This is a genomic window from Synechococcus sp. R60.1 (assembly GCF_047461835.1).
Classification (GTDB): domain Bacteria; phylum Cyanobacteriota; class Cyanobacteriia; order Thermostichales; family Thermostichaceae; genus Thermostichus.
In genome coordinates, this window is the sequence record NZ_JANSIA010000022.1 from 22925 (window position 1) to 33771 (window position 10847).

Sequence of the window (10847 nt, forward strand, 5' to 3'; positions counted from 1 at the left end):
TTCAGGGAGCTGGCCGGTTTGAACAGCTTGATCCCTCTCTCATTTCTCATTGAAGATTTTCGTTGAAGATGCAGTTGATGAGGGGGCACGGATGCCGAGCTATGGGTTGAGTGATGAACTTTGGCAAAACCACCGAGGTGTTGAGGTGCCGGAGGGGATCCCGTTGATGATGGAAATAGGCCGACCCGCTTTTCTCTCGATGAGCCAATGCTACCTGTATCCCGTTCCGCCGTCGCGAACGGAGCGCTATGGTTAATGTCTTTCTCTTGGCCTTTCTGCTGCTTCTCTCAGGAGCTTGCTCTGGCGCCGAAACGGCCATCACGGCCATGGACAACCTGCGCCTGGAATCTCTGATCGAAGAACAAGGGGATCCGCAGGGCTTGTATCGACTGGCCCAACAACAGCGCTCGCGGCTGATCACCACCCTGTTGCTGGTGAACAACTTTGTCAACATCGGCATTGCCGCTTTGGCCACAACCCTCTCCATTGAACTGTTGGGAACCCAGATTGGAGCTTTGGCCGCCACCGTGCCCACCACAATTGTGGTGCTCCTCTTTGGAGAAGTAGCCCCAAAGTCCTTGGCGGTGAGCCATCCGCTAGGGGTGTTCCGCTGGGTGGTGCGGCCTGTTCATGTCCTATCGGTGCTGCTGCGCCCTTTTATCGACGCTTTTGAGTGGGTTGTCAGCAGGCTCTTCAATCTATTGGAATTCTCCCCGCTGACGGCCACTGCTTCTCTCAAGGATTTGGAGCTGTTGATCGATGTGTTGGGGCAGCGGGGGCTGCTGGATTGGCAAAAACGGCGGCTGTTCCGTGGGGCCTTGGCTTTGGACTTACTCCAAGCGCGGGACGTGGCCAAGCCCAGAGTTAAAATGGAGACCATCTCCCACGACAAAACACTGCAGGATGTGGTGAAGCTCTGTTTGGAAACGGGCTACTCGCGCATCCCCGTGCAGGGAGAATCCAAGGACGAGATCGTCGGCATTATCCACCTCAAGCAAGCCTTGCGCTATCTCGATCAAAAAGGCAATGCCGAAGTGACCCAGGCGATGGCACCGCCTTTTTTTGTGCCGGACACCAAGCGGGTCAGCTTGTTGCTCAAGGAAATGCTGCGCTCTCGCCAACACCTGGGGATTGTGGTGGATGAGTTCGGCGGCACCACCGGCCTGATCACGCTGGAGGACATTTTGGAGGAGCTGGTGGGGGATATTTACGACGAGAGCGACCTCTCCCCCCTGCTGCTGCAGCGACAACGACGACCAGGTGGAGCTTCTACCTCCCCTGGCTGAGAACAGGAGCAAGGGGATCATCCCCTCTCTAAGTCCTAGCTGGCTCTGGAGGGATCCGTCTCCGCGGCTGTTGGGTTTTCGTGCGCGCCGGGAGTGAGCTCCCCAAAGCCGGCCTCGACGGGATAGCGGGCCACAAAAAAGATCCAGAAGCTGTGGATCCCCAACCCCAAAGCCCACCAGCCCAACAGGGGCACCAGCCACGGCCAATCCGCGCGGTACAGTTGCTGAAAAAACACCAGCCCAGACCCGCTACAGAGGAAAACAGACAGGTGGGCGGCATAGGTATAGCGATCATCCAGCTTGCGAAATTCGGGATCCCGACGGGAGGGCTTCCGGGGCCAGCGAGGCGGCATGGCAAAACCATCCAGTTAAAACCTTCTCCAGTGTAGAACAGCCGTCGGCGGGGATCCCTGAGACTGGGGATCGACATTTCTGCTGCGCAACCCCAGCTTCACCGCGCCTTTGCCCAGCCAGCGCACGAGCCAACCCATCAACAGCACCGCCACCACCGCCAGCAGCAGAGAAGTGACGTCTTCACCGGTGGCCAACAGCGGGTTGCCTAGCCCCCCTGTGGTGGTGGTAGAGGCCAATCGCAGCACATCGGTGGTGCCTTGGGTGATCCCAGCAGCCCCCCCTCCGAGAATGGCAGCCAAAGCCCAGCGCCACATCGGGCTCAGGTCACCAATGTCCCCCATTGCCGCCGACATCACCAGGATTCCGGCCACCACTGCCACCGGCGTTGCCACTACATCTAGCAAGTTGTCCACCCAGGGCACGTAGTAGGCAGAAACCTCGAAAAAGGTGGCCACCACAAAAACCAGCAGCGCCACCTCTGAGCCAATCCATTGCAGATCGGGAGCCAGCTCCAGATGTCCAGCCTGAGCCGCTATGCTCATCACCAGCAGCGGCACAAAAATACGAAAGCCACAGGCAGCACTGAGGCCCAGCCCCAAAAAAATGGCCAGTAGGCTTTCCATCTTGGCTCCTTAGGTTTGGTGGGAATGGCGGGGATGCTCCCGCCAGCAGCAACTGGGGGGATCCGTCTCGGCTGGCTGAACCTCGAACTCCAGCGGTCCCTCTTCAGTGTACAGGTGCAGATCGAACCAGAAGGTGGATCCCTGTTCTAGCTTGCTCTCCAGGCAGATGCGGGTTCGATGTTTCTCCAGGATGTTGCGCACGATGGCCAACCCCAGGCCGGTGCCCTCTAGGGTGTGGACCCGGTTCTCGACACGGAAAAAGCGGTCGAAAATCCGCTCCTGATCTTCTGGGGCAATGCCAATGCCTGTATCGGCCACCGCCACCCGCACTGCCTGCGGGGATCCATCCGCCTGAACCACCAGGTGGGCATGTACCGTCACCAGGCCCCCTGAGGGGGTGAACTTGAGGGCATTGCCCAGGAGATTGGTCATCACCTGCAGCAGCAGATCGTAGTTGCCCCAGACCAGCGGCAGATCCGGATCGACGAACTTGCGCAGCTGGATCCCTTTGTCGCGGGCCTGCAGTTGGTGGGTGCGCAAAGTCTGCTCGATCACTGCCGCGATGTCGACACCTTCAAAGTGGTACTGCTTGCCCGATTCCAGACGAGACAAATCCAAAACATCGTTGACCAGGCGGGTGAGGCGATCGGTTTCGCGGTTGGCAATTTCCAGGTAGTCCAGCCGCTCCGCCGAGGACATCTGCTCGCCGTACTCGTAGAGGGTCTCGATAAAAGACTTGATGCTGAAGAGGGGGGTGCGCAGCTCGTGGCTGATGTTGCTGATGAATTGAGCCTTGGCTTCGTTGAGCTCCACCTCGCGGGTGATGTCCTGCACCGTCATCACGATCCCCTTGAGATTTTGCCGCCGCGGATCCGACACCGGCGAAAGCAGGATGCGGATAACACGCTTGGTGGGGCCGGTGAGTTTGACGCGAACTTCCTCTGCTTCTTGATCCCCGCGGGCAATGTGCATCAGGGGGCGGGCCAGTTGCTGCCGCAGATCCTCCGGCAACAGCTCCGGCAGGGGTTTGCCCAAAACGGGATCCCCTTCCCAGCCAAACATGCGGGAGGCGGCAGGATTGAGCAGCAGCACCCGCAACTCGGCATCCAGCAAAATGGCGGCATCGACGATGGAGAAGACCAAGGTCTCCAACTTGGCTTTGGCGGCAGCCAGTTCTTCGATGTTCTGTTCTTCGTAGCTTTGCAGCCGCTCCGCCATCTCGTTAAAGCTGTCGATGAGCTGGGCCAGCTCGCCCCCGAAGGGCAGGTCGATGCGCTGCTTGAAGTTACCTTTGGTGATCTCCTGGACGCCCTTGACCAGTTCTTTGATGGGGTAGGTGATGGTGAGGGCATTGACCACCGATCCCAGGATGGCCAAGACCCACACCGCCAAAAACACCCCGATCGAGACCTCCCGCGCCAGCTGGGTGGAGCGCACCAGGGCGGGATTGGGATTGATGCCCAGGCCGAGGGTGCCCAAAAAGCGGCCCTGATGATAGATGCCGACAAAAATATCCGTCACCCGCCCGGCAGGAGTGAGGTGGGTGCGCACCAGCGGTTGGCCCTCAGCAGGGGGGCGATTGTCCGGCAGTTGCATGCGACGGGTGAGGCTGAGGGAGGTTTTCACCTCTTGGTTGGAAAACGGGATCCCGTAGTAGATGTTTCCTTCGGGATCGGCGTAGAGCAGATAGCGGATGCTGCTGGTGCTCTCAAAGTACTGGCGGGACAGTTGCGCCACTTCGCCAATGCGATCTTCCGCAATTAGAGGGGCAACATTGGCCGCCAAAAGCAACCCCAGATCCCGGCCAAAGCGGGCCTCGTTGAAGCGGGCATCCTGCTGCACAGTGCTGACGGCCCAGAAGGTAAAACTGCTCACCACCAAGGAGACCACCAGCGTGGCCACAAAGAGCAGCTGGGTCTCCAGGCGCAGCTTTTGTTTCCAGCGCGCCCACCAGCGCTGCAGGGATCCCATCGAAGACCCGGCTGGCTTCGACTGCGAGGGATCCACAGCCCCAGGCAATGGCTCTGGAGACGGAGCAGTCGCTTCTGGAGATTGGGCTTCAACAATTGGCTCGGCTGGCTCGACGGTGCTGACAGGAGGCATGAACCCAACGTGAACAGATAGCGTGAACGGATATAGGGCGGTGATTCGCCACCATTCTGACATGGGCAGGCGATCCCTTTGTCTCAGCCAAGGCCGGGTGAGAACCGGTATGGGATCCCGGCTTCGCAACGCAACCTGCTCCAGCCGACCTGCAGGGGAATGGTTGCCAATACCGATAAAGGTATCCCCAAGCAAAGCTTGTCAGCGCCCCTAAAGTTGATAGACTAGAAAATCGTGCTTCACCAGGTCAGAGTGACCGGAAAAATCGTGACCAACAGCCCCGTCAGCCAATTTATCCAACATCATTTTCGCCACTTCAACGCAGCCGCGCTGCTGGATGCAGCCAAAGGTTATTGTGCTCACCTGGAAAAGGGCGGCAAGATGATGGTGACCCTGGCCGGCGCCATGAGCACAGCGGAGCTGGGCCTTTCCCTAGCGGAAATGATCCGGCAGAACAAGGTGCACGCCATCTCCTGCACCGGCGCCAACCTGGAAGAGGACATCTTCAACCTCATCGCCCACGACTTCTACGAGCGCGTGCCCCACTACCGCGATCTTAGCCCGCAGCAGGAGCAGGAACTGCTGGAGCGGCACATGAATCGGGTAACCGATACCTGCATTCCCGAAGAGGAGGCGATGCGGCGCTTGGAAAAAGCCCTTTTGGAAGAGTGGATCGGCGCCGATCAGGCGGGCGAGCGCTATTTTCCCCATGAGTTTCTCTACCGGATTCTGCGCAGTGGCCGGCTGGAGCCCTACTACCAGATCAATCCGCGGGACTCTTGGGTTTACGCGGCTATGGAGGCCAACTTGCCCATCTATGTGCCGGGATGGGAAGACTCCACCACCGGCAACATGTATGCCGCCCACTGCATCACGGGTGAGATCCGCAATGTACACACCGTCCGCACAGGGATCGAGTACATGATCCACCTGGCGGATTGGTACCTGCGCACCTCGGCGGAATCCTCCATCGGCTTCTTTCAAATTGGCGGCGGCATAGCCGGGGATTTCCCCATCTGTGTGGTACCCATGCTCCATCAAGATCTGGGTCGCCAGGGCGTACCCCTGTGGGGCTATTTCTGCCAGATCAGCGACTCCACCACCAGCTACGGTTCCTACTCGGGGGCAGTGCCCAATGAGAAGATCACCTGGGGCAAATTGGGGATCGACACCCCCAAATTTGTCATCGAGTCGGATGCCACCATCGTGGCGCCTTTGATCTTCGCCTGGGTGCTGGGGTGGTAGAGAAGGGGAATCAATCTGTATGCCCGTCGGTTGAGGCGGAGCGGGGCCAGCGGGACAAAAGGATCGCAGCTTCCCAGCGGCGCAGATCCTGGGCGATGCGCAGGGGCGTGAGGCCGTAGCCGTCCGGCTCGTCGATCTCGGAGCCATGTTCCAGCAGCAGCCGAACGACCTCGGGGTTGCCGGACCAAGCGGCAAAATGCAGGGGAAGGCCACCGGCGCCAAAACGAGCATTCACCTCGGCCCCTCCCTGGAGCAGGGCTTTCGTAACCTCAGGGTTGCCCAGGCGAGCGGCTTGGTGCAGTGGGCTGGCTCCCCCATAGTCCGGTCGATTGGGATCCGCCCCCGCTGCCAGCAAAAGACGGGCGTTGAGGCCGCTTTCTACGAAAAACAGGGCTGTCTTGCCCCGCTCATCGACGGCGTTGGCGTCTTTCCCCAGCCAGAGAGCCAGTTGCAGCCGCAGCGGGTTGGCTTGGGCCAAGGCTTGTGGATCTTCTGGTAGGGAGTATCCATAGAATCCCAGACCCCCCACTAGCAGGGATCCCAGTCCGACAGCGATTTTTAGGACCTGACCTCGCATAGCCCTATTCCTCAAAGAAAAGGATGGCGAGCCCCTGCCTGGGCAGAGCCTGGGCCGAGAGCAGCAACGGGTTGCTGAGGGCAGGTTGCGGGGCAGCAGCGGGGAAGAGACGCAAAAACTCCTGCAGCGGCAGCAGCTCGCATTGGGATTCCTCGGCGGCGGCCGTGCGATACATGGTGGGGATGACCAGCTTGGGCTGCAGCGCCTCAATGGCCGCCTTGGCCCCGGCAGGATCGTAATTTTTCGGCCCACCCCCCACTGGCACCAGCAACAGGTCGGGACGAGCAAGCAGGATGGACTGCTCCCGCGTAATTGGCTGCAGCGCCCCTCCCAAATGGACAATGTCGATCCCAGCCATGCGCCAGCGCCAACCCACGTTTACGCCAAAGCGAGGGCCACGGGGCATGCGTACTCCTTGCACCCGGATCCCGTCAATCAGATAGTCTCCCGGCTGAAACAGCACCTTGGGGTTGCCGGGCACCACATCCAAAGCCCCTTCATCCAACAAGCGGCTGCTGAGCAACACCAGATCGGCAGCAACTCGTGGGGCAGGATAGCCAGCCGTACAGCCCGCCGGCCGAAACGGGTTGACCAGAAACCGTCGGCCCTCCCCCTCGAACAAAACACAACTGTGGTGCAGCCAAGTCAGTTGCAGCCCCTGCGAGCTGGAGCCGGGAGTGAACTCTATAGACCCTGGGGTTGTTGGCGTTTCCGAACCTTGTGCCGGCGCTGTCTGAGCGCCCGCTTTGCGCCCTCTGGCCAGGTTCACGGCCATCGATCCCAGCAGCCCAGCGCTGGCTTGCAGAAGCTGGCGACGCTTCATGGAGTGGGGATCCCTGATGTAACAACGGCAACGGTTTCCTGAGGTTTCTGCGAAACATTGGGCTGAGCAGCAGTTGAGGCTTTGGCGCTGCGCAGGAAGTTGCTCAACAAGCGCTTGCCCTCTGCAGTCAAGATGCTCTCCGGGTGGAACTGCACGCCCTGAACGTGGGGATAGCGGCGGTGGCGTACCCCCATGATGATCCCATCGCCTGTTTGAGCCGTCACCTCCAGCTCATCAGGACACGTAGAAGGCTCGATCACCAAGCTGTGGTAGCGGGTGGCCGTGAAAGGCTGGCTCAACCCCTCAAACACCCCCACCCCTCGATGGTAAATGAGCGAGGTTTTGCCATGCATCAGCTCAGGTGCGCGCACGATCTGACCACCATAGACCTGGCCAATGCACTGGTGCCCCAGACAAACCCCCAAAATCGGCAGCTCTGGCCCCAGCTCCCGAATCAACTCCAGGGAGATCCCGGCATCTTCCGGCCGCCCTGGCCCAGGAGAGATAACTACAGCTTGCGGCTGCATTCGGCGCAGGTCGTCAACGGAGAGCTGGTCATTGCGAAAAACCTGAAGCTGAGCTCCCAACTCCCCCAGGTACTGCACCAAGTTGTAGGTAAAGCTGTCGTAGTTGTCGATGACGACCAGCACGATAGCATCCGGCAACGGCACCCCATTTTAGCACTTGCTTGAGCTGCTGTTCTTGATCCAAAGAAGCAGAGTAACTGGCGCTTTTTGCAGGGGAGCAGTCGACGCCCCAAGAAAGCTTGTATCCTAGAAGGTACAACCCACAGGAAGCAGTGAATTGGGCGGGTTTCCAGGTTTCCCAATGTTGATTTGGATCCCATGAGTGCGCTTCTCTCCCCGGCAACCGATTTGCTGGACGAGTTGCGGCAGCTTTTCCCCTTCGAGCTGGACGACTTTCAGATCCGAGCCATTCAGGTTCTGGCTGCTGGGGAATCGGTGGTGGTCTGTGCTCCCACGGGATCCGGCAAGACCCTGATCGGAGAGTATGCCATCTATCGGGCCCTATCCCAGGGCAAGCGGGTTTTCTATACAACGCCCCTGAAGGCCCTCTCCAACCAAAAGTTCCGGGATTTTGGCCGGCAATTCGGCCCAGAACAGGTTGGCCTGCTCACCGGCGACATCTCCATCAACCGGGAGGCGCCGATCTTGGTGATGACCACCGAGATCTTCCGCAACATGCTCTATGGCACGCCGCTCTCTCTGGCCGTTCAGAGAGGAGCCTCTGGCGATGGGATGGAACCTTGGGAGGAGGCGGAGGCCCTGAGTCGGGATCCCTTGCGAGAGGTGCAGGCGGTGATCCTGGACGAATGCCATTACATGAACGACCAGCAGCGGGGCACCGTCTGGGAAGAAGCAATCATCTACTGCCCCCCCACGATCCAGCTCATTGCCCTTTCTGCCACCCTGGCCAACAGCGACCAGCTCACCGATTGGATGAACCAGGTGCATGGCCCCACCCATCTGATCGACTCCAACCACCGCCCGGTGCCGCTGCAATTTCACTTTGCCAATCGCAAAGGGCTGTTCCCCCTGCTGGAGCAAACCGAGTCCGGCCAGTGGGTTTGCAATCGCCGCCTGAAAAGCAAACTCCCCAAGTCAGGTCAGTCTCCCTATGGGGGAGTGCCGGATATGGTGCAGGTGGTGGAGAACTTGCGCCAGCGGGACATGCTGCCGGCCATCTATTTCATCTTCAGTCGCAAAGGCTGTGATATGGCCGTGGCCAGCGTAAGGGATCTGGACTTGGTAGCCAGCGAGGAAGAACGGCAGCAGTTGGCTGAGCAGATCGACCGCTTTTGTCGAGAAACGCCCGAAGCTGTCCGCCGAGATCAGTTGGATGCCCTTTACCGGGGTATTGCCGCTCACCATGCCGGCATGTTGCCTGCCTGGAAGGGACTGGTGGAGCATCTGTTTCAGCAGGGGCTAGTGAAGCTGGTCTTCGCCACTGAGACTTTGGCCGCCGGGATCAACATGCCCGCCCGCACAACTGTCATCTCCTCCCTTTCTAAGCGCACCGACAACGGCCACCGCCTCTTGACCGCTTCCGAGTTCATGCAAATGTCGGGCCGAGCCGGACGGCGGGGCAAGGACATCATCGGCCATGTGGTGACGGTGCAATCCCCGTTTGAGGGGGCCCAAGAAGCTGCGCGGCTGGCCACCTCTGGAGCGGATCCCTTGGTGAGCCAGTTTACCCCCACCTATGGCATGGTGCTGAACCTGCTGCAAAAGCACTCTTTGGAAGCAGCACGGGATCTGATCAACCGCAGCTTCGGCCAGTATTTGCTCTCGTTGCAAAAGTTGCCCGAACAACAGGAGATCCTGCACACGCGCGCCGAGCTGGAGGAGATCGACCGTCTCTTGGGAGGCATTGCCGACGAAGATATCGCCCGCTATGAGAAGATGCAGGCGCAACGGCGGGAAGAACGACGCATTTTGCGCTACTTGCTCAAACAACGGGAAGCTGAGCCGGATCCCACCTTGCGGCTGTTGGCCTTTCCCCACATTCATGCCCAAGAGGAAAAAATCCGTGCCCTAGAAGCTCAAATCCGAGAGAATCCCGCTCACCAAGTGGGGAAAAAATTGCTGGGTTTGCGAGAAAAACGCCAGCGCTTGCTCAAGCGCCTCGAGCACCTGGAGCGGCAAAGCGATTCCGTGCAGGAGTTGCGCTGGCAGCAATTTATGGCCTTGGTGGGGGTGTTGCAGGATTTCAACTGTCTGCAAGAGTATCAACCTACCGATAGCGGAGAGGTGGTGGCCGCGCTGCGGGGGGATAACGAGCTCTGGCTGGCGCTGGCTCTGCTCTCGGGTGAGTGTCAGGGCTGTGCTCCCCATCATTTGGCCGGAGTTGTGGCTGCCTTGGTCTCAGAGGCTCCCCGTTCAGGTACCTACAGCCGGCTGCGCACCTCGGGGCTGGTGGAGGATGTGCTGCACGGATTGCGGGGTTTACGGCGGCAGCTGTTCCGCAGCCAACGGCAACACCAGGTGTTTCATGTGCCGATCGGGTTTGAGCCCAGCTTGGCCGGGATCGTCGAACATTGGGCGCAAGGGATCCCTTGGGAAACCCTAGAAGCCAGCACCAACCTAGATGCCGGAGACTTGGTGCGCCTGATCCGCCGCACGCTGGATTTGCTTTCTCAGATCCCTTATGTACCCCATCTGCCGGCAGAGTTACGGGAAAATGCCCGTCAAGCCCAAAAAATGCTGGATCGCTTCCCGGTGAGCGAGTTGATCTAGCGAGCTCAGACCGTTTGCTGTTCAGTGAGGTTGCAGCTCTATGATGCCCGCCGGTGAACCCACCCTCAGGGATGTGTTGAGTGTTATTGAAGAGATCCGGCAAGATGTGGAAGAGATCCGACAGGATGTGGAAGGACTCCGGCAGGATGTCTCCAGAACCAACGAGTGGCTAGAAGCCCTGGCAGCCGATCAAGCAAAGCGCTGGGCCGAGCAGGAAAGACGTTGGGCTGAGCAGGAGAGACGTTGGGCCGAGCAGGGGATAGAAAACCGGGTGATCCTAGAACGAATTGACACCTATCAAAAGGCTAGCGCCCAAGTGGTTAACCTGGCTTTTGCCTTGATTGGAGCTGCCACCGTAGCTCTTGTCGGCATCGTCCTACGGTTGGCCGTTAGTCTATAGTCAGCTGGTTCGGCAAAAACTTCGGCAGGCAGGATGGCCTTGCTTCTCTATTCGGCAACTGGTACGGCTTGTCCTTGAGTTTGGCATTCCGAATGGCCATCTGTAAACTACCCGGCCCTGACTGCTTCGCAGTACGGGGCGGGCTTTCGGTAGCCCTGCAGTTGGCAAGCCAACCACGG

At 59.4% G+C, this 10847-nt stretch carries 11 protein-coding genes; 5 read left to right on the plus strand and 6 right to left on the minus strand.

The window, feature by feature from the left end; all coding sequences use genetic code 11:
- Nucleotides 1–91 precede the first annotated feature (91 nt).
- Nucleotides 92–256, plus strand: coding sequence for a hypothetical protein (locus tag NW834_RS04975; protein WP_187147237.1), 165 nt, complete (start codon nucleotides 92–94; stop codon nucleotides 254–256).
- Entirely contained in the window at nucleotides 249–1286 is a 1038-nt protein-coding gene (locus tag NW834_RS04980) for a hemolysin family protein (protein ID WP_414341604.1), read from the plus strand. Before NW834_RS04975 ends, NW834_RS04980 begins: the two co-directional genes overlap by 8 nt.
- Nucleotides 1287–1321: 35 nt before the next feature.
- Here NW834_RS04980 and NW834_RS04985 read toward each other — a convergent pair whose 3' ends face one another.
- Genes NW834_RS04985 through NW834_RS04995 form a run of 3 tightly spaced genes read right to left on the minus strand, consistent with a single transcriptional unit; the run spans nucleotide 1322 to nucleotide 4270 of the window.
- Complete coding sequence (locus NW834_RS04985; protein ID WP_011433986.1) at nucleotides 1322–1639, minus strand: hypothetical protein; 318 nt, start codon at nucleotides 1637–1639, stop codon at nucleotides 1322–1324.
- A 15-nt stretch (nucleotides 1640–1654) separates the two neighbouring features.
- Nucleotides 1655–2263 (minus strand): DUF4126 domain-containing protein, encoded by a 609-nt coding sequence (locus NW834_RS04990; RefSeq protein WP_414419767.1) that lies wholly within the window; start codon nucleotides 2261–2263, stop codon nucleotides 1655–1657.
- A 9-nt stretch (nucleotides 2264–2272) separates the two neighbouring features.
- Nucleotides 2273–4270, minus strand: a complete 1998-nt coding sequence (locus NW834_RS04995; RefSeq protein WP_414419772.1) for an ATP-binding protein — start codon at nucleotides 4268–4270, stop codon at nucleotides 2273–2275.
- A 363-nt stretch (nucleotides 4271–4633) separates the two neighbouring features.
- Between NW834_RS04995 and NW834_RS05000 the strand changes: the two genes are divergently transcribed.
- A complete protein-coding gene (locus NW834_RS05000; RefSeq protein ID WP_414419768.1) occupies nucleotides 4634–5611 on the plus strand; it encodes a deoxyhypusine synthase family protein in 978 nt (325 codons plus the stop codon).
- 10 nt (nucleotides 5612–5621) lie between these two features.
- On the opposite strand, the gene NW834_RS05005 is transcribed toward NW834_RS05000, so the two are convergent.
- The 3 genes from NW834_RS05005 to NW834_RS05015 are packed head-to-tail and all read right to left on the minus strand — an operon-like array spanning nucleotide 5622 to nucleotide 7661.
- Nucleotides 5622–6188, minus strand: coding sequence for an ankyrin repeat domain-containing protein (locus tag NW834_RS05005; RefSeq protein WP_414416676.1), 567 nt, complete (start codon nucleotides 6186–6188; stop codon nucleotides 5622–5624).
- A 4-nt stretch (nucleotides 6189–6192) separates the two neighbouring features.
- Nucleotides 6193–7011: an MBL fold metallo-hydrolase gene (locus NW834_RS05010; RefSeq protein ID WP_414331279.1), complete on the minus strand. Its 819-nt coding sequence runs from the start codon at nucleotides 7009–7011 to the stop codon at nucleotides 6193–6195.
- Nucleotides 7008–7661, minus strand: a complete 654-nt coding sequence (locus NW834_RS05015) for an anthranilate synthase component II (RefSeq protein ID WP_011433980.1) — start codon at nucleotides 7659–7661, stop codon at nucleotides 7008–7010. Before NW834_RS05015 ends, NW834_RS05010 begins: the two co-directional genes overlap by 4 nt.
- A 195-nt stretch (nucleotides 7662–7856) precedes the next feature.
- Between NW834_RS05015 and NW834_RS05020 the strand changes: the two genes are divergently transcribed.
- The gene (locus tag NW834_RS05020; protein WP_414419769.1) at nucleotides 7857–10268 is read left to right on the plus strand and encodes a DEAD/DEAH box helicase; all 2412 of its coding nucleotides are present in this window, start codon (nucleotides 7857–7859) and stop codon (nucleotides 10266–10268) included.
- Nucleotides 10269–10308: 40 nt separating this feature from the next.
- Nucleotides 10309–10668, plus strand: coding sequence for a hypothetical protein (locus tag NW834_RS05025; RefSeq protein ID WP_414413657.1), 360 nt, complete (start codon nucleotides 10309–10311; stop codon nucleotides 10666–10668).
- Nucleotides 10669–10847 lie beyond the last annotated feature (179 nt).

Bases quoted from the DNA above. Each gene is read 5' to 3' on its own strand.
- NW834_RS04975 (WP_187147237.1), top strand. From the start codon at position 92: ATGCCGAGCTATGGGTTGAGTGATGAACTTTGGCAAAACCACCGAGGT.
- NW834_RS04980 (WP_414341604.1), top strand. From the start codon at position 249: ATGGTTAATGTCTTTCTCTTGGCCTTTCTGCTGCTTCTCTCAGGAGCT.
- NW834_RS04985 (WP_011433986.1), bottom strand. From the start codon at position 1,639: ATGCCGCCTCGCTGGCCCCGGAAGCCCTCCCGTCGGGATCCCGAATTT.
- NW834_RS04990 (WP_414419767.1), bottom strand. From the start codon at position 2,263: ATGGAAAGCCTACTGGCCATTTTTTTGGGGCTGGGCCTCAGTGCTGCC.
- NW834_RS05005 (WP_414416676.1), bottom strand. From the start codon at position 6,188: ATGCGAGGTCAGGTCCTAAAAATCGCTGTCGGACTGGGATCCCTGCTA.
- NW834_RS05010 (WP_414331279.1), bottom strand. From the start codon at position 7,011: ATGAAGCGTCGCCAGCTTCTGCAAGCCAGCGCTGGGCTGCTGGGATCG.
- NW834_RS05020 (WP_414419769.1), top strand. From the start codon at position 7,857: ATGAGTGCGCTTCTCTCCCCGGCAACCGATTTGCTGGACGAGTTGCGG.
- NW834_RS05025 (WP_414413657.1), top strand. From the start codon at position 10,309: ATGATGCCCGCCGGTGAACCCACCCTCAGGGATGTGTTGAGTGTTATT.